We start from the raw sequence: 22847 nt of genomic DNA, 5'->3' as shown, positions 1-22847 counted from the left end.
TCCTGCCCTGGTTGTGTGTTGTTCGGTTCAGATGGCGGTGGTGCCGCCGTCGGCGACGAGCTCCATGCCGTTGACGTAGCTGGAGTCGTCGGAGGCGAGGAAGAGGGCGGCCGTGGCGATTTCGTCAGGGCCGCCCATCTGGCCGCGGGGGATGAGGGACTCGAACTGGCGCTTGGTGGCCTCGTCGAAGAGTTCTTCCTGCTTGCGGTGGCGACCTGGCCGGGGGTCAGGACGTTGACGCGGATGCGGCGGTCCTTGAGCTCGTTGAGCCGGACGCGGGCCCAGGCCTGCTGGACGGCCTTGCTGCCGGCGTAGACGCTCCAGCCGGGGAAGGCGCCGAGGGAGGCGTTGGAGCCGGTCATGAGGATGGAGCCGCCGTCGTTGAAGAGCGGAAGGGCTTTCTGAACGGTGAACAGGGTGCCGCGGGCGTTGAGGCAGAACGCGGCGTGGAAGTGGGCCTCGGTGATCTCGCCGAGCGGGGCGGGCTCGCCCCCGCCTGCGCTGGCCCACAGCACGTCGAGGCTTCCCTTCTCCCGCTTGACGGTGTCGTACAGGCGGTCCAGGTCGTCCAGGTCGGCGGCATCGCCCTGGACACCGGTGACGTTGCGGCCGATCTGCTTCACGGCCTCGTCCAGGACGTCCTGGCGGCGGCCCGTGATGAAGACGTGCGCTCCTTCGTCGACGAACAGCTTCGCGCCGGCCAGCGCCATGCCGGTGGTGCCGCCCGTGATGACCGCTACCTTGCCGTCAAGCTTTCCCATGGTCGCCCCCTGGGGGTCGGTGGTGCCGTGTGCACCTCGGTGACGGCGTTATGTACACCGATCTGTTTGCTTACAGTACGGGTCGGACGGCCGGGGCGCAACTATGTACACCGGTCGTTACCCGGCTGGGGTACCATGGACCCATGTCGGAGTTGGAGAAGGGCCCCACCGGCCGCCGCCGCGGCCGGGGCGCCCGCGAGCGCATCCTCACCGCGTCCCAGCAGCTGTTCCGCGAGCAGGGCATCAACCGCACCGGCATGGACCAGCTCTGCGCGGCGGCCGAGGTGTCCAAGCGCACGGCCTACCAACACTTCACCAGCAAGGACGAACTCGTCGCCGAGTACCTGCGCCGGTTCGACCCCTCCGTTCTGTCCGGCGTGTTCGACCGCACCGACCTCACACCCCGCCAACGGCTCCTCGCCGCCTTCGACATCCCCCCCACCACCCCCCTGTGCCCCTACATCGCCGCCGCCGTCGAACTCCACGACCCCCAGCACCCCGCATCCCAGTACGCACGCGACTACAAGAAAGCCGTCGCCGCGCGGCTCGCCGACACCGCCCGCGAAGCCGGCGCCGCCGACCCTGAACAGCTCGGCGAGCAACTCGCGCTGCTCATCGACGGCGCCGCGGCCCGCACCCGGGTCCTCAACGCTGACGCCTTCCCCGCCGCCGCCGCCATCGCCGCCATCCTCATCGACAACGCCATCCCCGCCACAGCCAGCGACGACCGGCGACGGGAGGAAGTGTCAAGTTGACCTGGCACTCCGCGGCCGGGCTGGACGCGCGGCTGCACCTACTGGTACGCGACACCAGCCGCCCGGCACCTGCCGGCTTTCACGGAACTGGCCGCCCTCCTGCTGAAGGCCGCGGCAGAAGCCGCCGGGGAGACCGGCGACCCGCCGACGTGGTCGGCCTGGCAGCTGCTGGGGCCGCACGCTGCCGTAGTGCTGAACAGCCTCAGCGCTCTGCCGAGGCTGGCGAAAGTCCTCAGTGTCCCGGTCCCGCGGCTCCGCAAGCCAGGATCAGCCTGGACCGAACTATCCCGGTCTCTGGCCGCCAGGACCGAGACGGCAGGGCACGTCCGGATCGGGTACGCCCGCGCGTCAACCGTCCGTCAGTCGCTCGACGCCCAGACCGACGCGCTCAAAAGAGCTCACCGAAAAGGCCAACGTCGCCCCGTACAAGTTCGAGGACCTGAAAGGTCTTCTTCAGGGCGCGGTCCAGGCGTGGGGCGCGTGCGGCGAGCAGGTCGATGACCTCCAGCAGCCAGCGGCGGATGGTGGAGGCTGAGACGTTGTTGCCGCCGGCCATGTCGGCCAGGCGCTGGTCATGGCGCAGCACGGCGAGCACAATGAGGGCGATCTTGGCGGGCGGTAGCTTCCGTCACCGTGAGCCGATCACTTTTTGAGCGCTCTGGCTCACCCTCGATGATCGGTAACTCAGAGTGACTCGGCGGTGGTGTCTGACCATCCGGTTGATGCCGGAGATGCCGATAAGTTCTTGTCCTGATCAGGACGGTTCTCTGACCAATGGCGATATCTTCCAGCGATGAGCGAAGGGGAATCGAACCGGAAAGCCGTCATCATTCCGGGCGGGACGTACGGACCGCTGGCCGGACTGCTCGCCTACGCCGGGGTACTGGGACCATCCTGCCGGAATTGAACGTTAGCGAGCGTTTCCGCAGCTCAAAGCCTTAATCTCGTGACGCCCCCACCCCATATCCTGCTCGTCGGCCCGTGACCGCCTGGCCGACGACCACGCTCACGGTCGACGAGGTCGAGCAGCAACATTGACCTCGTCGCCGTTGGTCACCGCGCCGCGGAAGGTGAGGCTGGTCCTCTCCACCGGGACTGGGGCCAGACGGTTGCCGCTAGCGTCATAGCGTTCTATGCGGAAGTGCCCGGCTTCCAGTTCGGCGTCGGTGTTGCCGATCGACGGCTCGCGGCGCTGCTGAAAGTCACGGATAATGCCCCTGAACTGAGCGGTTCCGGTGGGCGCGGGGGCGAAGGGCCGCCGGGGAAGCCACCTCACCCAGAGGACGTGATCTGCCGGCTGCCGCCGGGGTCGCCGGCCAGAGCCCGCAGATCAGCGGCGACCTCATGCGTGCTGTCCGCATCCCACTGGCCCCGGACACTTCTGCTGTACGCGTGGGTTCTCCCGTCGAGGCGTCACGGGCGGTCGGCGCAGAGCGTGCGCGCTGGGTGGCGGTACACGATGGCGCGCGGCAGCACGTCAGGGGTCCTGGTCCAGCTGGGCACACCTTTGCCGCAGACCGAGGCGTCGGTGGTCCCGTCTGACACTTTGGTGATCCGGTAGGTGGCCGAGGAGCCGCAGGTCATCTTGGACGCCTTGCCGGTGGGGAAGCCGACCTCCTGGTAGAAGCAGTCGCCCTGCTTCGCGTTCAGCGTCAGGCACAGCCGAGTGCGCGACCGGCGGGTTCCGATCAGGACGTATCCGTTGGTGATGTCGTCGCAGCGGTCCGCCTTCTTGATCATCTTGTACGCGGCCTGCGGGGCGCTGCACGCGACGATACGGAAGTCGTCGGTCTTGCCGCCCTTCCCGCGTGCTTCGAGGCATGAGCCGATCCGCGCGTTGATCGGATCGTCCTCGGCGGCGCAGCCTGCGGCCATCGCGATCAGGAAGGCGCAGGCCAGTCCCATGGCGAGGCGGCGGGCGACAGGACGGTGGCGATCACTCGGGGTGCCGGTCATGACCCGGCAGCCTAACCGGAGAACCCATCACCTCGGCCGGGCGCGCGGCAGCGAACCCTGGCCGATGATCGCCGGTCAGGGTCTGCTGGAACCGATAGGGGTCAGGCCACCTGATCGGCTGGGGTGAGGGTGACCTTGTGGCCGAGTGCTTCGAGTTGGCGGATGAGTGGGTCGGTGCGGCGGCGGGTGTCGATCTGGCGGGTGTAGAAGTCGGTTCCCAGATCTTGGTAGCGGGCGGTGGGGTCGGACAGCAGCTCGAAGACGATGGTGAGGATGGTGAGGATGGTGCGGGCGAGCGCGGTCTTGGCCTTGCTCTTGGGCATGCGCTTGACCAGGCGGCAGTAGCGTTCACCGAGCCGGGTGTCGGTCTTGGCAGCGCTGGTGGCTGCCTGGCCGAGTGCGGATTTCAGGTAGGGGTTGCCCTTGCCGGTCTTGCCCCGGCCGCGTCGCTTGCCGTACTGCTTGGTCAAGGGTGCGACCTTGGCCCAGGCCGCGAGCCGTCGGGTGGTGCCGAACATGCTCATGTCCAGCCCAAGCTCGGCGATGAGGGTGTGCGCGACGCCGATCACCCGCAAGGTGGACAAGCTGTCGTGCGTGCGGTTCGGCTCGGCCCGCTACTCGGTCCCCAATCGGCTCATCGGCGCGACGGTGGCCATCGTGGAGGCCGACGGCAGGCTGCTGATCACCGACCTGGCCACCGGCGAGATCATCGCCGACCACGCCCCGGTCGCCCCCCGGCGAGGCCGCGATCAGCGACGAGCATTACGGCGGCCCGCGGCCCGCGCCACGGCGCGCCGCCCGGCCCCGCACCCCGATCGAGAAGGCGTTCCTGGCACTCGGCCCGGCCGCCGAAACCTGGCTGACCGGCTCGGCCGCCTCCGGCAACACCCGCCTGGCCGCCGATCTGGTCGAGCTGACCGCGCTCGCCGCTGCCCACGGACAGCAGGCGCTGGCGGCCGCGTTGCAGCGCGCGGCACAGTTCCGCCGATGGCGAGCCGAGGACGTCCGCTCCATCCTCGCGGCCGGAGCCGGCACACCACAGCCGACCGCCGCCGGGGACGCGCTGGTGATGGCCCTGCCCACCGTCCCGACCCGGTCGCTGACCGACTACGCCCTCGACCGGATCGACAAATCAGAGAGACCGGATGACCGCGCCCACAACGCCCGCGCTGCCCGCCGGTCTGGACGCCGCCTTGCGCCTGAAGCTGGCCACCATGCGCCGCCTGGCGCCCGAGCTGCTAGTAACGGCCCGCACACAGCGCTGGAACCCCGAAGAGTTCCTGCGCACCCTGCTGGAGGCCGAGCTGACCGCGCGCGATGAGTCCAACGTCCGCACCCGGATGAAGGCCGCCGCCTTCCCGGTCATCAAGACCATCGAGGAATTCGACGTCGCAGCGTCGTCGATCCCACGGGCGACCTTCGACTACCTCGCCTCGCTGGAGTGGATCCGCGCCACCGAGAACTACTGCGCGGTCGGCCCGGCGGGCACGGGCAAGAGCCACAGCCTCATCGCCCTCGGCGTCGCCGCCGTCCACGCCAGCTACAAAGTGCGCTACTTCACCGCGGCCGAACTGGCCGAAACGCTCTACCGGGGAATGGCCGACAACTCCGTCGGCCGCGTGATCGACAACCTGCTCCGCAACGACCTGATCATCATCGACGAAGTCGGGTTCGCCCCGCTGGACGACACCGGCGCCCAACTGCTGTTCCGCCTCGTGGCCGCCGCCTACGAACGCCGCGCGCTCGGCATCGGCTCACACCGGCCCTTCGACCAATGGGGACGCTTCCTACCCGAGCACACCACCGCCGTCAGCCTGCTGGACCGGCTCCTGCACCACAGCGTCGTCGTGGTCACCGAGGGCGAGTCCTTCCGCATGAAACAGGCACGAACCCGGACAAGCGGCCGCCTCGCCAAGAAATAATCAACTACGAAGAAGTGGGGACCTCTACTTGGCCACCAGCGGCGACACGCACGGCTCTGGCGCAAAGTGTGTGCCGTTGTGACTGAGCGTGATCTCGCTCCTGTCAGTAACTGCAGAGGATGATCTTCCGTAAAAGGTCGAAGTTGGCGCGGCCGTATCGGCTGCGTTTGATGGCCTTGACTCTCGTCACGTTGCCTTCGACTGCTCCGGAGGAGTGGGGCAGGGTGAGACCGTTGATGACCGCGTCCAGGTCACGGTCGATCCCCTTGGCGAAGGAGTGCAGCTGGGGGATGTCGTCGGCTTCGACGGCGGCAAGCCAGCTCTTCAGGTCGTTGTTTCCTGTGCGGTCGGTCATCATCTGCGCGAACGCGGTGACGTGGCCGGACAGCGCGGCAAGGCGTGGGCTGCGCTCCAGGATCTGGTCGAGCTTGGTCTTGTCGTCGGCGGTGAGGTGGTCGGGGTGGCTGGTGATCCAGCGGGTGACCTCGCGGACGGTCGGAGCGGGCGGCGGGAGCGGCAGGACGGTGTGACCGGCGCGTAAGGGCTCGACATAGCGCCGGACGGTGCGGCGGCTGCCGCGATATCCCAGGGCGCGCAGTTCGGCATAGAGCTGGGCGGCGTTGACGACCTGGTCGTCAGCGACGCGTTGCCGCAGGTAGGGAATGAACTCTTCGAACGATCGGGGCCGACTGGAGCGGGGGCCGTTGATGAGTTCCTCGGCTGTGGTGGCATTGCGGAACTTGCGGACGGTCGTGCGGTTCAGACCAAGGTGCTGGGAGATCGCCGCGATGGTCCAGCCCTGCTCGACGAGTTCATGGACGGCGGCGTGCCGTTCGCGGGTCCGGACCGCAGTGCGTGGCTCGGGCAGCGATGTAGGTTCCTGCCCCGTGGGCGCGGTCGACATCGGGCCGGGCTCAGGCTGTGGTTCGGGCGCGGATTTTCGCAGGTCAGCTCGGTTCGTCCGGACCGTGATCTCGACCGCTTGGCAGAGGTTGTTCCACAGATGCCACCTGTCGGCTATTTGCGTCGCTTCCGGCGCGCCAGTTCGGGCGCCCTCGGCGTAAGCTCCTGCCCTGTCGCGGCAGATGATATGGACTCCGGGGTGCTCGCGAAGCCAGGTGGCCAGGGTGTCGGCCTGGCGGTCGTCGAGCACATCGATGGCCCGGCCGGTCTCCATGTCGATCAGGATGGTGGCGTAGGAGTGGCCGCGCCGTTTCGCCCAATCATCCACTCCCAGCACGGTGACCTGTGCGAACTCAGGGTCCGGCAGGGCTCGGATCAGCCGGATCAGGGTGTCGCGGGACACCATGACGCCGAGCATGTTCAACAGCCGGGAAGCGGCCCGGCCGGCCAGCGCCAACGCCAGCCGCTCCAGCATGCGCCGCAGAAGCCGGGTGTTTCGTGCGTGCCGGCCTGCCAAGCCGTTGATGGGCTCGGCGAACGTCCGGATTCTGCACGCCACGTTCCGGCATTTCAACCGCCGTACGGTGAGATCGATCAGGACCTGGCGCCCGCCGACGGGCAGGTCCTGCAGCAGCCGCCGGTAGTGTCCGTGCAGCCGGGTCGAGGGCTGCCCGCATCCCGGACAGCTGATGGGTCTGCCACGGGTGCGTGCTTTGACCAGCACATAACCGCCGCGATCAATCAGTTCCTCGACGACCAGCTCGGACAGGTGGGGAAAGAAGATCTGCAGGCAGGCTTGGCCTGCCGGGGACCCGGCATGCTGCACAATGAACTCCGCGGCCGCTCTGTTGACGATCAAGTTCTTGGTCGAACCCGATCATCACGGAGCGGCCGCACTCATGTGCGGTCCGTTACCCCATCGCGATCAATGCCGAGCGAGAGCCACGCCACTGTCCGTGATCGCAGCACACACTTTGCACCAGAGCCACACGCACCCGACCATTGACACTACCTGGGCTTTCACCCAGGCCGACCGGCCTTGTATCACCGTCAGGACGACAGGATTTGAACCTGCGACCCCTTGACCCCCAGGCACGTCACCATGGGGCGGGATCACAGCCGATACCCGTCCCCACCTGGGGTTACAGTCCTTGCCGGTCCTTCAGCGTCCAAGGTCGTCCGACGCGATTGTCACTCAGTTCGTCACTCAGAATTCGTCGTACCCGGAGACCTGTCCGATGGAGAAGATGTGCCGGTTTGCGGCGCAGATCGTCTCAAGAACGTGGATGGGCGTGTCCTCGGTGGAATAGCTCGCGCGGAGCACCTGCACGATCCACTCTCCAGGCTCGAGTTCCAGCGTCTCGCGCTCGAAGGTGGTCGGCGACCGCGCCGTCAGGTTCTCCTCCGCGTGGCCGAAGGAATAGCCGAGGGCAATCAACGCGGACTGCAGCGACGGCTTCACGAACTCCGGCTCGGTGAGCCTGGTATCGCCGAACAGGTCAGCGCGGAAGTAGCTTGTCGCGATGCGCACCGGCACGTCGTTCGCGGTCATCATCTTGCGCCGGGCGACGATGTCCGTACCGGAATCGACGCGCAGGCAGGCCGCAACATGATCACTGACGGGTTCGAGCCCGACATAGAGCATCCGGCGATCAGCTTTGAGCCCTTGCCGTTCCGCTTCCGCCAGGAACAGGGACTTGGAACCCCTGATGGCGGGTTCGGTCGGCAAGGCCCCGCTGCAGCAATCGCCACGGCCCTCGACTACGGGAACCGAGGCCGGCGATCGTCAGGGCCTCACCGGTGACTGGTCGACCGACAGGTCATCCGTCGCCGATAACCTCTTCATGAACCTGGGCCAGGTGCTGGATTGAAACGTCCGTTGCCAGGCATCAGAGTGCGCCGGCGGCTGAATCATGGGGAGTTTGTGGCATGGACTCGGTAACGCTGCACACGGCGGCACGACGGTACCTGATGGAGCGGTACGACGAGCTGACCGATAAGTACGCCGCGCTGCCCAACGAGGGACGGTCCGCATTCGGGTACAACTACCGTCCCGAAGCCTGGCGCATCTTCCCCCACTACAACGTGATCGCAGCGATCCTGGAACACGTGGAGCGGCTCGATCCAGACCGGCTGCCCGAGTTCTCCGACCTCGTCGACGCCCTATCCGAGGCTGCCGACACGGCCCAGTCGCCGTTCACACAACCGGCATCGAACAAGACCGCGGCAAAGGCGATGGCTGAGGAACGCCGGCTGTTTCAGTCGACCTTGCAAGCCTGGGTAGCGCGGGCCGACTTTCCGGTGGAACCGCTGCCCTACCGGCGCGTGTTGATGCCCGCCGAGTCGTTCGAACGACAGAAACAGTTGGAGCAGCGGTGGGGGCTGGTGGGCAGGTCGTGGTACCCCATGCTCGCCGAGCCAACTCCACCCGACGTCCTCGTGCTGACGGAGGCATCGATGTGGGACGAGCAGGGACTCGCCCAGGTGCGCGCCGCAGTACGCGACATGAGCGGCGGCCGCGTGACAGAACTGCGCGAGTACGGCGCGGACTACCTCGTAGATGTAGAGATGTTCGAACCCCAGTACACCGGCGCTGAGGGCGTGTGGAGCGATGACACGCTTACCTGGATCGCGTTCGCCTCCCACGAGCGAACGGTCGCCTTCGGTGGCCAACTCGCCACCGCCCTCGAAGCAAAGTGGACCGAGCTCGACCGGTGGCGCTGGTCAGCCTAATTGAGTCATCGCACGATGGCCGAGGCCTCGATTGTGGTGCGCTTCTCGGTACGAGCCGTGCACGGCAGCCCAAACTGCAACCCCCGAAACACGCTCCTGAGAGCCGACGGTTTTACAGCGGGCCGGTGATTGAGACCTCGGGGCAGGTCTGAACTGGTGCTACAGCCTCAGCGCACTCACTGGCGCAAGGGATCATCCCGCGCATATCCCGGATCTTCTTCGAGTCGTGGCGGCGCTACAAGTGAGACCAAACCGCATTAGCAGCTCGGCTCATGGGCCGTCCCGATCAGTTTCACCTGGACCAACATGCGCGGCCGGGTCCATCTGGGACGGCCTTGGATAGCGCTGGATCGCAACTAGAACTGCAGCTAGGGAGCAGCCACCACGGTCTGGCATAACCTCGATGACGCATGTCGTCCCGCAGGGTGACCGCCGCGGGGTCATCCTCTCCTTGATCGCACATGGCCGAGAAACGCGCTTGTCGTATGATCGCCCAATGTCTGATGGAAAGTGCACCTACTGCGGCCACCAGGACCTGGAGCCGGGCTTCCTAGCCGACCATCAACAGCCCGGCTTCGGCGTCTGGGTGGAAGGTGAACTGGAACGGGGAATATTCGGCGGAGCCAAACTGGTGGGCCGTCCCAAATGGCTGGTGGACGCCCGTCGCTGCCCGCAGTGCTCCCACTTGGAACTCTTCGCCAGCCGCCAACTGTAAGCCGTAGCGGACACGGAAAATCGACTAGAAGCCTGGAAAGATCAAGCCAGGCAGGGAAGCGCTCCCGGCCTGGCCTTTCTTCGCTGGAGCAGGTGACGAAAGAACCTGCACTGTCAGCTTGGGAATTGCAGGGAACTTGCCTCGTAGAGGCACTGACCTGCGATTGAGACCGGTCGTGAGTGACCGTGGTTACCCCTCGTCACCCCGGTTAATGGCACGCTAATGGCACGACGATCACGACCGCGAACAGGGATTCGTTCTGTCGGTCCTCTGCCCTACGGTGTGCCATTACGACGTTGTCTGTGGTGATCGGAGTGGTGAGCATGGGGTTGACGACGCCCTCGACGCCGTTCGATGTAGCAGCTGTCTTCCCTGAACTGGCAAGTCAACGCAAGACCACAGTTCGGCTGCATCCGCGTCGAGGAAGGCCGGCCACCACAGACAGCTCCATCGGTGGGCCGTTGCTGTGGCCTGCCGACGAACCGTGGCCAGTCTGCCCTGAGCCGCTGACTCATGATCCCTCGGAAGGGTGGGATCCGCTTCCGCTGGTCCCGGTCATGCAGCTCTTCGCTGGAGATGTTCCTGAACTGCCGTTCCCTGATGACACCGACACCCTCCAAGTGCTGTGGTGCCCGCTTGACCACGAGCCGTACTTCCAGCCTCACACGATCGTGCGCTGGCGGAAGACGGAAGCGGTCGGCAGTCTCCTCATCGAGGCCCCCGTGCCAGATCCTGACAGCGACGACTCGTATCTCCCTACGGCGTGCGTGTTGTCGCCGGAGCGGGTGGAGGAGTATCCGGCGGGCTGGGGACTTCCTGCTGAGCTCAGAGAGAGAATCTGGGCCTGGGAAGAGGATTTCCCGAACCCTGACGACTGGAGTTATTTCGACCACCCCTCAAGTGCTCCAGGCAGCAAGGTCAGCGGCTGGGTGCGCTGGATTCAGGATCCCGTGCAAGTCGAATGCGGTAAAGGCCACGAGATGGCGCATCTGTTGACGATTGCTAGCCGGGAATTCGACATCGAGACGGGAAAGCGTTGGGCTCCTATCGAAGAGCGTCCGCTGCCCCCTCATGCCCCTTCCGAGATTCTGTATCCAGCCGACCTCGTGATCCAAGATGCTGGATCGCTCTACCTGTTCGTTTGCCTGGAATGCCCCGAGCGCCCGGTGGACTCTCTCAGCCAAGGGTCATGAACATGGCGCCGCATCGCGCATGCCTCCGCACGCCTGCGCCTGCCTTGATCGGAGGGCCAGCCACGTTGCTCAGTGAGCCAGGGTGAGGAACGAACCCTGGATCGCCGATCGCCCCCAGCCATGCACGGCGGCCAGCCACACCGTGGCGATCGTAAGGGCCGCATCTGTGCGGCGGCTCGGCAATCCCGGTCGGAGCGTTCGGTTCGTACGGCGGTACTGGCGTGCGGTGGCCGACCCGGTGTCCCGCCGCCGTCCGGGACCGGCCCCCAGGCCGCACGCCCGGACGGCGGGCGGGCGGAGGGCCGGAGGTGCGGCGGCGCGCCGCCCCGCCGCCTTGATCTCCTATGAGTGCTCTCTGACTCCGGCGTCCCCCTGGAGGACATCGCCCGGCTCGTCGGCCACAGCGGCACGGCGGTCACCGAAGCCGTCTACCGCAAGCAGATCCGCCCGGTACTCCTGCAAGGAGCTGCGGCGATGGACACCCTCTTCGCCTGGTAGTCACTCAGTTAGTCGCTCACCAACGCGAAAGGGTGCCACCCAGAAGAGTGACACCCTGCTCGACCAGAAAAACCTGGTCGGGACGACAGGATTTGAACCTGCGACCCCTTGACCCCCAGTGGAATGGAAGCCCTCTATAGGGTCCTGTGGGGTCCGATGTCCGGGTTAGGGCCCGCTCCCCTCTTCTGGTTCCATCCCAGTCCGTTCAGTCTGTGAGACGCGTGTGAGACGGCCCGTCCTTGCGGCCCACGCCTCGATCTCATCAGCCCACCAGTAGTCCGCGCCGGCCACCTTGCCCACAGGCGGCGGCAGCGGTTCGACCTGCTTCACCCCTGCGGCGCGCTTCCGCCACGCGTGCACGGTGTTGATGCTCACGTTGAGCAGTGTGGCGATGTCGCTCACGGCGACAGGGCGTGGACGGGGCTCGTTCATGCGGCAAGTGTAGAGGTGTGCGGTGCGCGCAGAAAGTAGGTGCACCGCATCTATTTACAGGCGCACAGCATCTCTGTACTGTCGGAGACGCAAAGCGGAGCCGCCCCGGTGGTGAGACACCGGAACGGCCCCTGAGTCCCATCGCCTGTTCAAGCAGGGAGAGACCTGTGAGCAATCACATCACAACCACGTACGACCCGGCCACGCTCAACGCCGCCCAGCTCGACGGCCTGGCCTGCGTCACCTGCGGCAGCGACGACCAGCCGATGAAGCCGGTCGACGTCCGCGACGGCGTCCAGGTGTTCGAGTGCGCCGAGCACAGCATGCCGTACTGGCAGACCGAGCCGTGCCCGGCCTGGTGCAGGGACGTCCACAAGGGCAGCGACGAGGAGTCCGACCGGCTCCACACCAGCCCGTGGCAGATCACCCCCGTCACCACCATGGACATGGAGAACTTCGGGCACGGTAGCGGCCTCCCGTCGTGGGTGGCGCACACGGCCGAAGTGTCGCTGCAGCAGGGCTACCGCGAGGTGGAGCCGCGCGTGCTCATGCACGACGCCGCCAACGACCGCTACCACCTGTACCTGACCCTCGACGAGACCAAGCAGCTCGCCAACGCGATGCTCGCCCACGTGGCCGCCGCCCGCGGACGGGCGCACCGGACCGGCCTGACGCAGGTCTACGACGACGACGGCCGGTGCCCCGACCTGGCCTGCCTGGCCTGCTACCCGATCCCCGCGCAGCGTGTGGCGGAGACGGCGTGAGCACCTCCCCCAAGGTGCCGGCCTGCCCGTCCTGGTGCCGTCTCGGCGCCGGGGCGGCCATGCCGCACATCCGCAACATCGACCTGGTCACGGGACCGCCGTTCGCGAGCGTCTCCATCGAGGTCAACCTGCTGCACGAGGTCGCCGGCGAGACGATCGTCCGCATCGGCTTCATGGACGACGACGCGCACATTGTCAGCGACGACCCCACCGACTCGGAGAGCTTCCACCGGATCGACGTGTCCACCGCCGCGGCGCTCGGGTTCGCCATCACGCACCTGGACCCGCGCGGCGCCCACGAAGTCGGCCTGCTGCTCATGCAGGCCGCCGAGATCGCCAGGGAGGAGCAGCCGTGACCATGACCACTCAGCGGTATAGCTGGATGCCGGAGACGCCGACCGAGCAGGCGATCCGGGAGGGCCTGGTCATACCGCGTACGCCGCAGTGCGTGCCCTGGTGTGTCCGTCACTGCGTGCTGGACGACGGGCTCTCCACGTTCTGCATGGGGCCGGACATGCGGACGCCGCTCACATCGAACGGGTACGTCGGCATCGTGTTCGAGCCGGAACCGCAAGGCTCGGACGTGTGCGTGCCGATGATCGACCTGGGCAACGGGCTCGACACGGTCAAGGTCGAGGCGGCCGAGGAGTTCGCCCGCGCGATTCTCGCGCAGGTGGCCAGGGCGCGCGGGCAGGAGGAGGCCAAGTGAACCAGCTCATCACGAACCGCAATTACGGCTGCTCCGTGTGGTGGTGCAACAACCTCCACGACCTGCCGGACGATCCGCACTTCGGCAACGGGTCGGAGTTCAATGTCCTCCTGGACGCGTTCCTCGTTGGCCGGGAGATCGAGGGGACGATCGATGTCAGCCTCGACCAGATCCAGCACGGCGGCGAGGTCATGGTGTCGATCTGCAGCACGATGGGTGCCCTCTGGATGACGCGGACTGAGGCGAAGAGGCTGGCGCTCCGCATCCTGCAGATGGACCTTGAGGCCGATGATGCCGGAGCCGCCTCGTAGGTCGGCCGCATCCTCGCCCGAACCGCCGTCGCTCAACCTCCGTTCGAACCTACTGGAGGTGGGGCGGCGGCGGTTCTTCGTACGCCATGGCGCACATCCGGTACAGGTGCGCGTCCGGTCGCGAAACTGGTCGCGTCCGCGTCGGTGGTCGCGTCCATTCCGGCGACCGGTCGCGGTCTATTTCGTGGTCACGAACCTGGTCACATTGTTGGTCACATAGTTTTCGCGTCCATGCAGGTCAAGGCCGTGTTTTCGGTGGCGTTTGTGGTGGCGGTTCCGGTACCGGTCGCGACCGAAGTCGCGACCGGTTCGAGACTGCCTATGTGACCGAGTTCGTGACCACATCGACGACACCCGACCGACGCCGGCGCTGACACTTTCCCGGTCGCCAAACGGTCGCGACCACCAGCGAAAAAACCATGAGAATCTAATGGTTTTCCTGACACCTCGCCGTGCTCCTGGCGCTGTCTTTCGCAGGCCGTGAGGAGCAAGATCGGATCACCCTGGAACGGGTGCGCGCGGGTGCCCCCGTGGTTGCCTCAGAAGCGGAACACTTCCGTTGAGGCCGAACGGAAGTTGCGCAGGTGGACCGCCCGTTCTGGTGTGATCCGATCTTGCTCCTGAGCATGCTCCAACACCTGCTTTTCAGGTGGCGGTCCCGTGCGTGTCCGTTGATCTTGTTCGGGCACGGAGTGTGTGTGTTCGGTTGCAAAGGGTGGATGTCCGGTGACTGTTCGGGCGTTCGTTGATCTTGTCCGGCGTGTCCGGCAGCATGTTCGGTCACGCTGTGTCGATGTCCGGCGTGTCCGATGATCTCGTCCGGTCCGTGTTCGTAAGGTGTCCGGCACGTGTTCGCTCCTTACGAACACGGTCGAATCCCTTAAGGAAAAAAGAGGCGACCGCGCCGCATGTCCGGCGAACACGGAGCCCGACTACTCCCCGTGAAGCGGGCCGGTGCCGTCGCGGCCGGATTAACTCGGGTCCTCGCGGGACCTCACTCGGGTTAGATATCTAACCTCCGGGTTAACAGCGCCGGCAAGCGAGGCGACCTGCGGAAAGTTAGCTGGGTTAGGTGGGTTAGGCGGGTTAGGGAGGAAGGCAAATCACTCCCGCGAGAGTGATTTCGAGGGGTGGGAGCTGCCGCCTAACCCTGCCTCCCTGCCTCCCTGAGAGGGAGGTTGCCTGCTCACCGCGAGGGAGTCGGGCAGGGAGCCGCTGAGGGAGTTCTCCCTGCCTCCCTGCCGCCTCCCCGAGTCGCTCCCTGTCCTCTGGAGGGCTCCCAACGTGCAGGCGTGTCGCCCGTTGCGCGTTGCGCGCGTGACAACCTTCATTGTCGGCGCCCGATCTTCATGTTCATCTTCACCTGCCGAGCATGTGAACTTCGGGGCCTCCAACGCGCGCCGCGCGGACGCGGACGCGCGGACGCGCGCGTGTGACAACTTCAGTCGTCGGCTGCGCCGGGTCAACAGGCGCAGGGCGTACACTCGCGCGCGTTACGGGGGCGGACGCGTTACGTAACGCGTCCGCGCGTTGAGAGTCTCGCGCGCGTACGTGCACGGGCACATGTGCACGTGCCCGCCCACGCGTTGAGAGCCGCTAGGACGGCGCTAGGCCTAGCACGGCCGCCGCTAGGTCTAGCGCCACGGCTAGCGCCCCGTTCGCCGCCCCACGTGGCACCTAGCGGCCTAGCGCGGGCGACACGGTCAGTCCTGCTCGGCCACGAACACGCCTTTTTGCGGCAACACCCGCACGATGCCCTCTTCCTTGAGCGCCTTCACGGCCCTGCGGATCGTGCCCACCGACACGCCGAGCTCGTCGGCCAGGCGCCGCTCCGCTGGGATCGGCATGCCCGGCTGGTATTGGCCTGCCTCGATCCTGCGTTTAATCTCGTCCGCAACCTGCGCCCAGGCGTAGGCGTCGGGCCTTATCTCCATGCTCTGCACGCTACTGAGCTGCGGTGATGCATCATCCAGCGGGTTGCAGTGCACTGCAGTAGTAAGCAGAGGTAGCAGTGTGTAGCAGACAGGTGCAGACTTGAGGCATGACCCCCCCGCAGTACAGGCCATGGCAGCGGGCAACGCTCGAGACATGCCCTCCGGGCCGCCACATCGGTCCGATCGACGTCTACCCGGCGACGGCCACAAAGAAATGCCGGAGATGCGGCATGACGTGGACGTGGCCCCGGCCATGACCCCTCTTGAAGCCGTCATCTACTACGACGACCCGGCCAACGCCCAGTTCATGTGCGACATGCTGATGAGCGCCCGCCCCGGCTGGACGGTTTGGCGCGGAGAGGACCGGATCTGGCGGGCTCGACGGAACGACTGGCCGGAGGAGTACCCGCCCCTCGCTACCGCGACCGCTGGACTGCTCAACCTGGTCATGCGGTTCATAGACGAGGGCGAGGCGGCATGACTCCCGAGCCCCCGCGCGCCTACACCCTCGTGCAGGGTAAGGACGGCCTGACCTACGTCTACAACGGAGGCGAGCAGGAGTCCCGGCGCGGAATCCGGGCCGCGCATCCCACTATACGGGCGGGCCTCGAAGCGCTGGTGACCAGCCTGAACGACCCACGCGCGCCCATCGACCGGCGTCTCAACCTGCTTGCCTTCGAGATCATGCTGAAGATCTGGTGAACCCCCAAGACGGCCCGGCTCTCGTACTCCGGGTAGATGCGAGAGCCGGCGCCCCAATCCCGGTGGTCCGTCAAACCGCCGGCCTGGTGGCCCGCTCAATGCTGGAGGGCTTGCGCGGGCCACCCACTCAGCGCCCGCGACCTCGGACACGGAGCGCCGCCTGGGCAGCGAACCGGTCGGCGTCGGCGTCCTGGTTGATCACCTGGTTCTGGATGACCACGGCCGGGCCGCTCGACCACCCGGCCGGCGTGCCGTCGCTCGGCGACGAGCTGGACATGCCGCCCGAGGATGCCAGCCGGGGCGCGGGCACGGCCGCCACCTGCTGCGGCGCCGACACCCTGCTGTAGTTCGTCAGGCTCGACGAGGTAGACGAGTTCGTCACCTGCTGCTGGGAGCCCGGATTGACGACCGCCAGGCCGAAGTCGCTCGCCACCTGGCCGAGAATCTCGGTCGCCCGCTCCCGGTACTGCGGGGCGTAGGGCACGAACGCCTCCTTGCCCGCCTCCGCGTAGATGGACGAGGTTCCCGGCGCGTACGTGGCCTTACTGGCGATGTTCGGCGCCTTCACCCCACCCGCCGCCATCAGGTCGACGCCGCCCGCTGCTCGGATGGCTCCCTCGGCGGTCACCTTCGACTTGATCGCCACCGCAAGGGACACGTTGCCGTACCGCTTGATGAACGTCTCCATGCCCTTCTCAGCGGCCTGAGTGTCGAGGGTGAGACCGATGCGGATCTCTTTGCTCTTCAGCTCGGCGAGGACCTTCTTCAACCCTTCCGCACTGGACATGGCCTTGATCGCGTCGCCTGCCGAGATGCCATACGCCTTGGCCAGCAAGAGAACCTGTTCCTTGGCCTCGGCGTTCTTGCCCGCCAGAGACGCGAGATGCGGCAGCTGCTCGAGCACGGCCCGCGTGGACTCGGTGGTGCGGCCCGTCAGGGCCAACGCGCCATCGGCCGCCGTCTTGACGCTGTCCACGTAGGCGGCGAACTTCTCCCGAGCCATGATGACCGCGTCACGCTGCTTGTCCGTCATCTGCGCGTTGACCTGCAACTTGCCGTTCGCGGCGTCGATCGCCCGCTCGGCTTCGTGGTAGGCGGTCTTCATGTTCCCCAGCGCGGTCAGCGCGTCGGTCCGGCCAGAGAACTCCGACAAGCTCTTGTTGAAGCCGTCGAGCTTCGTCTTGGCCGTATCAACGCCGCCCGCCGCCGCGGCGGTCGCACCGCCCGCCGCCTCAACCGCCGAACTGTAGCCGGGCAGCAGATCGCGGAGCTTGCCGACGTCCTCGCCGGCCAGGCCGGACTCCTTCCCCAGCTGGGTGAACATGCTCGCCGCCTGGGCGCCGTGACCAGAGGCCACCAGCTGCGACAAGGTCGCGTCGAAATCGGCGAGCCGCTGCTTACCGGTGTCCATCGAGTACAGGTCACCCGTGATGCCGGACACCATGTCAGCGAACCCGGTAGCGAACCCCTCAAGCACGCCGTCGCTATTCAGCCGCGACACCGTGTCATGCAAACTCTCGAACTGGCCCACGGTGGGCGCGAACCACACCCCGGAACGGCCCATGTCAGCGGCGAAGGTGTTCAGCGTCGAGCCGAACTCGGCGAGCTGGTCAGAGGCAGGCTTGCCCTTCTGCTGCAGCTCCACCAGGCGCTTGGACAGGGCTGCGATGTCCGGGTTGATGCCCGACAGGGAGTCCGACAGCTTGTCGACGCCCACCGCGGCGATACCGAGGATCGCCGCCGCCCCGCCGCCCGCGGCCAGGCTGCTGGTCAGCCCGCCGAGCTTGCCCTTGGTCCGGTCCGCCGCCCCGCCGAGCCCGTCGAGCTTGCCTATCAGGTCACCCCAGAACTGGGCGACCTGCAACCCGGCCTGCGCCGTCTTGACTGCCAGGATGGCCAGGGCGACGGCGCGGATCTGCTCGGGCGACATGCCGGCGATGATTTTCGCGAGCAGGCCGAGCCCGGAGAACGCGCCCACGCCGAGCGGCGCGACCGCCTCGCCCACGTGGACGAGCGCGGCTGCAATGTCCTTGATCGTCTGCCAGACGTCGGGGGCGTTGGCCTTGGTCCACTCGATGAAATCTTTGAACTCGTTGCTACTGCCCAGTTCGCCGCCCCACTTGGCGAACGCCGCACTGGCCTTCTCGATCCCGCCCACCACAACCGGCGTAAACGGCAAGAACGCGTCGATCACCCCGGCCACGCCGGTCGTGACGTTGATGAAGCTGTGGCCGAGCCCCACCAGCGCGCCCGGAATCTGGGTGTTCACATCGAACAAGAAGTCTTTCCAGACCGGACCGCGCAGCGCCGTCTCGGCGTCCTTGCCCAGCGTCAGCAGGGCAGAGGAAGCGGACCTGGCCAACGGCGAGGCCTCTTTCAGCCCAAGCCGCATCAGGTCGAGGCCTTGGGCGACCACCTTGAACGTGTCCGGCTCCAACGCCCGCTGCCAGGCGACGTACTCGTCTTTGAACGCCTTGATGTCCTTGGCAAGGATCTTCTCCTGCGCCGACAAGTCAGCGAACGCGTCCTTGACCTTGGCGACGCCGCCGCCACCGCTGGACATGGCCGCCTGCTGCTGCAGATGCGCCATCTTGAGTTGGTCGCTCGCCTGCTTGACCTTCGCCTCGGCCTCCCGGAGATGGTCCAGGCCGCGCTGATACTCCTCGGTGCCCTTCACGCCGGCCTTGTTCGCCTCGGCCGTGTCCTTCTTCGTCCGCTGAGTCTTGACCTCCTGCTCGCGCGCCCGCTCGTGCGCCTGCTCAACCGACAGCATCGCCCGCTCAAGCTCCAGCTCGGACGCGTCGCCCTTCGACTGCAGCTCGGCAAGGCGCGCCTCAGCCTCACGCACGGCCAACGCGGCGTCCTTCTGGCTGAGCACCGAACGCTCAAGCTCGAAATTCTGGTCCTGCAACGCCCTACGGCCATCCTCGACAGCCCGCGTCAGGTCCTCTTGGGCCTGCTTGCGGTCCATCTGCGCCTGCTTCAACCGCTGCTCGGCCTGCTCCAACTGCATCGCCTGCTGAGCCGCCTGAGCCGCGCTCTGACCCGCTCCGCCCGTGGCCGACCCCGCACCCTTGGCCGCCGACTCCTGAGCTGTCAGCGCCGTACTGATCCGCCCCAACGCCGGTACGGCCGCCGCCGAGAACGCCGCCGCCCCCACACCCGCAGCAGTGAACGCGCCGCCCAGCGCCCCCACCCCGACAGCGATCGACGCCACGGCCGGCAGCGACGCGACCGCCGCAGCCACCATAGCCAGCGACGACAGGGCGCCCCCGACGTCGGCATCCACGCTCACCCTGGCGTTACGCCCATCAAGGCGGTTGATCTCGGACTCCGTCATACGCAGCTCGGCGAGAGCTTCGGCCGAGTCCAGCCGCACCTGTGGGTCTGCACTGGCGGCGTTCAGCCGCTCCAGTTCGCTGCGGATACTCGACAGTTCAGACCGGGCCGCGCCCGCGTCCAGGTCCACGCCGATCGTGCGGGACGACAGCTCCCGCATGCGGGCCTGCAGTTCGGCCACGCTCGCCTGAGCGCTCGAAGTGTCGGCATCGATGCCGATGGTGGTCTTACGTTGGAGGGAGTCGCGGAGCTTCGCTGTGGCGGCCTCGGCCTGCGCCAGGGCCACGATGTACGGGCGGACGTCGGCCGTCAGTTTGACAGTTACGCTGCGGTCAGCCGTTGTCCTCACCGCCCCCGGCCAGAGCATCGGCGACTAGCGCCGTGATCTCGTCAACGGTCACGCCCTTGCGGTCGGCCATGATGGCGAACACCAGGTGACGTAGCGAGTCGAGCGTGTCGACAGTGACGGCCGCCTCGGCCGGCAGGTTGGACCGCCAGTGCCGCAGCATCCCGTACAGGGCGCCCATGCCGTCGTCGTCGAGCTGGTCGAGGGCCACGGCGAGCCGCACCCAAGCCGCGGCTGTCGCCTCGAAGGTCTGTTCAGTCATGAGTCCCCCTGGACTCGGGGTGCGCGCGAGGCGAGACGCAGGCCGTTCAACGGTCCGGAGGTAAGTCATTTGAGACCTCCCGGCCTTAGATCCGCGTACCGTGCCCTACAACCTTCACGGCCGCGGCGACGTTGACGCCTGCCTGCGCGCACCCTGGTCTCAGCCCGCCACCGTCGCCGGCGCGGGAGTGTGAAGGCGGCCTGCCAGCCGCTCTACCTGCTCGGCCACCTGCTCGGCGGGGGCGTCAGCGTACCCCTCGTACTGGCGGGCCTTGGCTTCGAGGCCGGTCATCTGGTTCCTGAGAGCAACCGTCAACGGGATCTTGTAGGAGACGCCTGACTGGCCGGCGCCCTGCACTTCAAGGGACGACGGGGTGACGGGGGTGTAGGAGACGCCGCCCTCCCATTCGCTGACCGCTTTCAGCATCGCGTCGGTCTTGGCCTGCCTCTGCTCGACCTGGGAGCGGAGACGATCGGCGTTGGCCTGCTGTTCGCCCGCGTACGCGCGCAGGACGGCTCTACCGGCGTCGGTGACCCGATCGGTGGCGGCGCGCTCTGTTCGCGCGGCTACGTCGATCTGAGCGCGTAGCTTCACGGCTTGGTCGGCGAGGCGTTCGGCGGCGGACTCGTCGTCGAGCACCTCGGCCCCGATGCGGGATTCGAGGTCTGACAGTTCGGCGCGCTTGGCTGCCTGCTCGGCCTGCCAGCGCGCTACGGTCTCGCGCGCCTTGTCGAGGTCGGCGAACGCCCGCTCGACCGGTGTGCCCCTGGTCAGGATCCCCATCACGCTGCCCCCTTCGGGTTGCTGCCGTACATCTCGCGGTAGGCGCGGCGGCGGGCCTCAAGCAGGGGTACTCCCTGGCGCGTAAGGGCGTCGGTGCGCTCCACAATCTCCGGCACAGACGGCGGCGGAGCTGCTTGTGGGGTGGGCTTTGGTTCGGGGGTGAACGCTCGGCGGGCTTCGCTCTCCGTGCCGTACCTGCCGATCGCGGCCTTGCGGGCCTGCTCAGGCGAGAGGCCCATGGTCTTGAACACTTCGGCCATCTGGTCGAACGGGTCACCGACGGGTCCGCGTCGGCCGCGGGCCGCAGTCCGGGCCACGTCGCCGGGTAGGCCCATGTTCTCGAACAGCTCTGCCATCTCCTGCTCGGCCGTGACACCCGAGCGCGCTACCTCTTCGAGGGCCTGAGCCTCGGTGTAGCCGCAGCTAAGCCACGCCTCGTAGATCCGGAGGGGTTCCCCCCTCAGGTCGTCTGCTCGCACCTGTCCGCCTTTCCCTGACCGCCTCTGGGTCCAGCAGCCACGCGCCGTGGACCTTCACGCCGAGTCCGCCGGCGGCGAGTTGCCGAGCGCGGCGGGATGTCACGCCGAGCTGGGTTGCGGCCTGCTCGGTGGTGACCCACTCCGAGAGTGGCGCGGTTTCCGGTCGGGGCGTTTCCTCGGAAATGTCTGCGGAAATAGTGGAAGCTTCCCAGCGCCGGGCAGCTTCGCGGGTGTCAGCTTTGACACTCTCCAGCGCGGCACGCTGCTCGGGCGTCAGCCGCGGATCGGCGAGCAGCGGGGCGAGGTGGCGGGCGAGCAGCCTGTCGACGACGTGCGCGGCGAACCCGGAGACGAGGGCCCCGTCCACGTACGTCACTCCTCCTCCCGGTACTGCTTGGCGCCAGCCATGCGCAGGATCCGCAGCAGGAGGTAGTCCTGGCGCACTTCGCCGAACTGCCGCTCATGCTGGACAGCGACGACGGACAGGCCGTGCATGACCGACCACGGGTTGAACGCCGTGCGCAGGTTGTCCGTCTGCAAGAGCAGGACGGCCCGCAGCTCGTCGGCGTCGAGCTGGTCGACCAGGAGCCGTACAGCTTCGGCATCGTCGAGTTCGGCGAGGCGCAGCAGGGCTAGCGCGGTCTGGTGGGCCAGGTCCTCGTTCACTGCCCGCCCCCAACCGTTGGGCTCTGACCAACAACTGTGGGCGTTACGCCCATGGTTGGCGTAACTTGCGAGAGCGTTGGTTCCCGCAACTTACCGGCTGGTAGAGCACTGCTCGACGGCATCTCGATCGGCCCTCCGCGCGATACGGTCCGCATCTTCAGCAACAGGTCCGCGTGGCCCGTTCGACCGTTCTGGATGCGCCGCCACGCGGTCATCCTGGTGAGCTTCAGCACCTCGGCAACCTGGCGCACGGACATGCGCTCGGCCAGGGCAGCGGCAGCAAAGTCCGTCTTGTCCGGTTTGCGCTTTTTCCCGGCGCCGGGAATTAGGCGTGACCTGCGTGGACGCGAAGAGGCGGCGCGTGCACGCGGCCGGTAGTCGTCGAGGTCTGGCCGCTCCTGCTCGGGCACCAGGTCGCGGAAGAGGCGGGCCGCGCCGTCGAGGTCAGCGGCGATGGCAGCGATGACGCTGGCCTTCCATTCGAAGTACACGCGGTCATACCAGTCCTGTCGCCACTCCGCGCGCTCAGCATGCGTGAGCCCAGCAGGGGCGCGGGGAGGTAGCGGTGCCCAGCGCCGGCCGGGCGGGTAGGCGCTGAGGTTGCCGAAGCGGACGACCCACAGGGTTACGACGTTGGGTTGGTCGGGGTTCGCTGTGGCGTATGTCCCGTCGGGGATGGCGTCT

General features: G+C 67.1%; 28 protein-coding genes and 1 pseudogene. 14 read left to right on the top strand and 15 right to left on the bottom strand.

The annotated features are described in order from the left end of the window. Window positions 1–27: 27 nt before the first annotated feature. Window positions 28–710 (bottom strand): annotated as a pseudogene (locus ACIBO2_RS26325) (SDR family oxidoreductase). Between the two features lie 194 nt (window positions 711–904). Between ACIBO2_RS26325 and ACIBO2_RS26320 the strand changes: the two are divergent. Further along, window positions 905–1516, top strand: a complete 612-nt coding sequence (locus ACIBO2_RS26320) for a TetR family transcriptional regulator (RefSeq protein WP_358556783.1) — start codon at window positions 905–907, stop codon at window positions 1514–1516. Between the two features lie 388 nt (window positions 1517–1904). Here the strand turns inward: ACIBO2_RS26320 and ACIBO2_RS26315 are convergent, their stop codons facing one another. The 3 genes from ACIBO2_RS26315 to ACIBO2_RS26305 form a co-directional block, all read right to left on the bottom strand. Then, window positions 1905–2111 (bottom strand): hypothetical protein, encoded by a 207-nt coding sequence (locus ACIBO2_RS26315; RefSeq protein ID WP_358556786.1) that lies wholly within the window; start codon window positions 2109–2111, stop codon window positions 1905–1907. A gap of 818 nt (window positions 2112–2929) precedes the next feature. Then, complete coding sequence (locus ACIBO2_RS26310; protein WP_358556789.1) at window positions 2930–3472, bottom strand: hypothetical protein; 543 nt, start codon at window positions 3470–3472, stop codon at window positions 2930–2932. Window positions 3473–3573: 101 nt separating this feature from the next. Then, window positions 3574–4056, bottom strand: coding sequence for a transposase (locus ACIBO2_RS26305; protein ID WP_397300082.1), 483 nt, complete (start codon window positions 4054–4056; stop codon window positions 3574–3576). Between ACIBO2_RS26305 and ACIBO2_RS26300 the strand changes: the two genes are divergently transcribed. Further along, entirely contained in the window at window positions 3989–4621 is a 633-nt protein-coding gene (locus ACIBO2_RS26300; RefSeq protein ID WP_397300079.1) for a Mu transposase domain-containing protein, read from the top strand. The genes ACIBO2_RS26305 and ACIBO2_RS26300 overlap by 68 nt on opposite strands. Then, on the top strand, window positions 4618–5394 hold the full coding sequence (gene istB / locus ACIBO2_RS26295) for an IS21-like element helper ATPase IstB (protein WP_358556794.1): 777 nt from the start codon (window positions 4618–4620) through the stop codon (window positions 5392–5394). Before ACIBO2_RS26300 ends, istB begins: the two co-directional genes overlap by 4 nt. A gap of 103 nt (window positions 5395–5497) precedes the next feature. Here the strand turns inward: istB and ACIBO2_RS26290 are convergent, their stop codons facing one another. Both ACIBO2_RS26290 and ACIBO2_RS26285 read right to left on the bottom strand, forming a co-directional pair. Further along, a complete protein-coding gene (locus ACIBO2_RS26290) occupies window positions 5498–7156 on the bottom strand; it encodes an ISL3 family transposase (protein WP_397300075.1) in 1659 nt (552 codons plus the stop codon). A 348-nt stretch (window positions 7157–7504) separates the two neighbouring features. Beyond that, window positions 7505–7942, bottom strand: coding sequence for a UTRA domain-containing protein (locus ACIBO2_RS26285; protein ID WP_397300072.1), 438 nt, complete (start codon window positions 7940–7942; stop codon window positions 7505–7507). A 52-nt stretch (window positions 7943–7994) separates the two neighbouring features. Between ACIBO2_RS26285 and ACIBO2_RS26280 the strand changes: the two genes are divergently transcribed. From ACIBO2_RS26280 to ACIBO2_RS26260, 5 genes are all read left to right on the top strand, one after another. Continuing rightward, window positions 7995–8168: a hypothetical protein gene (locus tag ACIBO2_RS26280; RefSeq protein ID WP_358556809.1), complete on the top strand. Its 174-nt coding sequence runs from the start codon at window positions 7995–7997 to the stop codon at window positions 8166–8168. Window positions 8169–8268: 100 nt separating this feature from the next. Next, window positions 8269–9030, top strand: a complete 762-nt coding sequence (locus ACIBO2_RS26275; protein WP_358556800.1) for a hypothetical protein — start codon at window positions 8269–8271, stop codon at window positions 9028–9030. Between the two features lie 496 nt (window positions 9031–9526). Next, on the top strand, window positions 9527–9745 hold the full coding sequence (locus ACIBO2_RS26270; protein ID WP_358556803.1) for a hypothetical protein: 219 nt from the start codon (window positions 9527–9529) through the stop codon (window positions 9743–9745). 296 nt (window positions 9746–10041) lie between these two features. Then, window positions 10042–10938: a DUF1963 domain-containing protein gene (locus ACIBO2_RS26265; protein WP_397300068.1), complete on the top strand. Its 897-nt coding sequence runs from the start codon at window positions 10042–10044 to the stop codon at window positions 10936–10938. A gap of 348 nt (window positions 10939–11286) precedes the next feature. Next, on the top strand, window positions 11287–11436 hold the full coding sequence (locus ACIBO2_RS26260; RefSeq protein WP_397300065.1) for a hypothetical protein: 150 nt from the start codon (window positions 11287–11289) through the stop codon (window positions 11434–11436). Between the two features lie 165 nt (window positions 11437–11601). Here the strand turns inward: ACIBO2_RS26260 and ACIBO2_RS26255 are convergent, their stop codons facing one another. Beyond that, window positions 11602–11868, bottom strand: coding sequence for a hypothetical protein (locus tag ACIBO2_RS26255; protein WP_397300062.1), 267 nt, complete (start codon window positions 11866–11868; stop codon window positions 11602–11604). Window positions 11869–12035: 167 nt separating this feature from the next. On the opposite strand from ACIBO2_RS26255, the gene ACIBO2_RS26250 reads away from it, so the two are divergent. The 4 genes from ACIBO2_RS26250 to ACIBO2_RS26235 are packed head-to-tail and all read left to right on the top strand — an operon-like array spanning window position 12036 to window position 13652. After that, complete coding sequence (locus tag ACIBO2_RS26250) at window positions 12036–12632, top strand: DUF6907 domain-containing protein (RefSeq protein ID WP_397300060.1); 597 nt, start codon at window positions 12036–12038, stop codon at window positions 12630–12632. Then, window positions 12629–12988: a hypothetical protein gene (locus ACIBO2_RS26245; RefSeq protein WP_397300057.1), complete on the top strand. Its 360-nt coding sequence runs from the start codon at window positions 12629–12631 to the stop codon at window positions 12986–12988. The genes ACIBO2_RS26250 and ACIBO2_RS26245 overlap by 4 nt, the downstream gene beginning before the upstream one ends. After that, the gene (locus tag ACIBO2_RS26240) at window positions 12985–13341 is read left to right on the top strand and encodes a hypothetical protein (RefSeq protein ID WP_397300054.1); all 357 of its coding nucleotides are present in this window, start codon (window positions 12985–12987) and stop codon (window positions 13339–13341) included. The genes ACIBO2_RS26245 and ACIBO2_RS26240 overlap by 4 nt, the downstream gene beginning before the upstream one ends. Beyond that, on the top strand, window positions 13338–13652 hold the full coding sequence (locus tag ACIBO2_RS26235; protein WP_397300051.1) for a hypothetical protein: 315 nt from the start codon (window positions 13338–13340) through the stop codon (window positions 13650–13652). The genes ACIBO2_RS26240 and ACIBO2_RS26235 overlap by 4 nt, the downstream gene beginning before the upstream one ends. A 1703-nt stretch (window positions 13653–15355) precedes the next feature. Here ACIBO2_RS26235 and ACIBO2_RS26230 read toward each other — a convergent pair. Continuing rightward, window positions 15356–15586, bottom strand: a complete 231-nt coding sequence (locus ACIBO2_RS26230) for a winged helix-turn-helix domain-containing protein (protein ID WP_397300049.1) — start codon at window positions 15584–15586, stop codon at window positions 15356–15358. 223 nt (window positions 15587–15809) lie between these two features. Between ACIBO2_RS26230 and ACIBO2_RS26225 the strand changes: the two genes are divergently transcribed. Together ACIBO2_RS26225 and ACIBO2_RS26220 are read left to right on the top strand one after the other, a co-directional pair. After that, window positions 15810–16067 carry a hypothetical protein gene (locus tag ACIBO2_RS26225; RefSeq protein WP_397300046.1) on the top strand — a complete coding sequence of 86 codons (258 nt, stop codon included), beginning with the start codon at window positions 15810–15812 and terminating at the stop codon, window positions 16065–16067. Then, complete coding sequence (locus ACIBO2_RS26220; protein WP_397300043.1) at window positions 16064–16288, top strand: hypothetical protein; 225 nt, start codon at window positions 16064–16066, stop codon at window positions 16286–16288. The genes ACIBO2_RS26225 and ACIBO2_RS26220 overlap by 4 nt, the downstream gene beginning before the upstream one ends. Window positions 16289–16415: 127 nt before the next feature. On the opposite strand, the gene ACIBO2_RS26215 is transcribed toward ACIBO2_RS26220, so the two are convergent. The 7 genes from ACIBO2_RS26215 to ACIBO2_RS26185 all read right to left on the bottom strand — a co-directional run bounded on the left by ACIBO2_RS26215 (window position 16416) and on the right by ACIBO2_RS26185 (window position 22654). Further along, a complete protein-coding gene (locus ACIBO2_RS26215; RefSeq protein WP_397300041.1) occupies window positions 16416–19295 on the bottom strand; it encodes a hypothetical protein in 2880 nt (959 codons plus the stop codon). A 664-nt stretch (window positions 19296–19959) separates the two neighbouring features. Further along, window positions 19960–20235 carry a hypothetical protein gene (locus ACIBO2_RS26210; RefSeq protein WP_397300038.1) on the bottom strand — a complete coding sequence of 92 codons (276 nt, stop codon included), beginning with the start codon at window positions 20233–20235 and terminating at the stop codon, window positions 19960–19962. Between the two features lie 159 nt (window positions 20236–20394). After that, the gene (locus ACIBO2_RS26205; RefSeq protein WP_397300036.1) at window positions 20395–21021 is read right to left on the bottom strand and encodes a hypothetical protein; all 627 of its coding nucleotides are present in this window, start codon (window positions 21019–21021) and stop codon (window positions 20395–20397) included. Then, on the bottom strand, window positions 21018–21497 hold the full coding sequence (locus ACIBO2_RS26200) for a hypothetical protein (protein WP_397300033.1): 480 nt from the start codon (window positions 21495–21497) through the stop codon (window positions 21018–21020). The genes ACIBO2_RS26205 and ACIBO2_RS26200 overlap by 4 nt, the downstream gene beginning before the upstream one ends. After that, window positions 21442–21873: a hypothetical protein gene (locus tag ACIBO2_RS26195; RefSeq protein ID WP_397300030.1), complete on the bottom strand. Its 432-nt coding sequence runs from the start codon at window positions 21871–21873 to the stop codon at window positions 21442–21444. The genes ACIBO2_RS26200 and ACIBO2_RS26195 overlap by 56 nt, the downstream gene beginning before the upstream one ends. Next, complete coding sequence (locus tag ACIBO2_RS26190) at window positions 21870–22163, bottom strand: hypothetical protein (RefSeq protein WP_397300027.1); 294 nt, start codon at window positions 22161–22163, stop codon at window positions 21870–21872. Before ACIBO2_RS26190 ends, ACIBO2_RS26195 begins: the two co-directional genes overlap by 4 nt. After that, window positions 22160–22654, bottom strand: coding sequence for a hypothetical protein (locus ACIBO2_RS26185; protein ID WP_397300024.1), 495 nt, complete (start codon window positions 22652–22654; stop codon window positions 22160–22162). Before ACIBO2_RS26185 ends, ACIBO2_RS26190 begins: the two co-directional genes overlap by 4 nt. Between the last annotated feature and the right edge of the window lie 193 nt (window positions 22655–22847).

It is taken from the genome of Nonomuraea sp. NPDC050022, assembly GCF_044460705.1.
Lineage (GTDB): Bacteria > Actinomycetota > Actinomycetes > Streptosporangiales > Streptosporangiaceae > Nonomuraea.
Note: the sequence above shows the minus strand (reverse complement) of the source record. Positions and strands in the feature narration are given on the sequence as shown.

Bases quoted from the DNA above. Each gene is read 5' to 3' on its own strand.
- ACIBO2_RS26285 (WP_397300072.1), bottom strand. From the start codon at position 7,942: ATGCTCTATGTCGGGCTCGAACCCGTCAGTGATCATGTTGCGGCCTGC.
- istB (WP_358556794.1), top strand. From the start codon at position 4,618: ATGACCGCGCCCACAACGCCCGCGCTGCCCGCCGGTCTGGACGCCGCC.
- ACIBO2_RS26255 (WP_397300062.1), bottom strand. From the start codon at position 11,868: ATGAACGAGCCCCGTCCACGCCCTGTCGCCGTGAGCGACATCGCCACA.
- ACIBO2_RS26275 (WP_358556800.1), top strand. From the start codon at position 8,269: ATGGAGCGGTACGACGAGCTGACCGATAAGTACGCCGCGCTGCCCAAC.
- ACIBO2_RS26310 (WP_358556789.1), bottom strand. From the start codon at position 3,472: ATGACCGGCACCCCGAGTGATCGCCACCGTCCTGTCGCCCGCCGCCTC.
- ACIBO2_RS26210 (WP_397300038.1), bottom strand. From the start codon at position 20,235: ATGACTGAACAGACCTTCGAGGCGACAGCCGCGGCTTGGGTGCGGCTC.
- ACIBO2_RS26270 (WP_358556803.1), top strand. From the start codon at position 9,527: ATGTCTGATGGAAAGTGCACCTACTGCGGCCACCAGGACCTGGAGCCG.
- ACIBO2_RS26300 (WP_397300079.1), top strand. From the start codon at position 3,989: ATGCTCATGTCCAGCCCAAGCTCGGCGATGAGGGTGTGCGCGACGCCG.
- ACIBO2_RS26225 (WP_397300046.1), top strand. From the start codon at position 15,810: ATGCGGCATGACGTGGACGTGGCCCCGGCCATGACCCCTCTTGAAGCC.
- ACIBO2_RS26230 (WP_397300049.1), bottom strand. From the start codon at position 15,586: ATGGAGATAAGGCCCGACGCCTACGCCTGGGCGCAGGTTGCGGACGAG.
- ACIBO2_RS26220 (WP_397300043.1), top strand. From the start codon at position 16,064: ATGACTCCCGAGCCCCCGCGCGCCTACACCCTCGTGCAGGGTAAGGAC.
- ACIBO2_RS26320 (WP_358556783.1), top strand. From the start codon at position 905: ATGTCGGAGTTGGAGAAGGGCCCCACCGGCCGCCGCCGCGGCCGGGGC.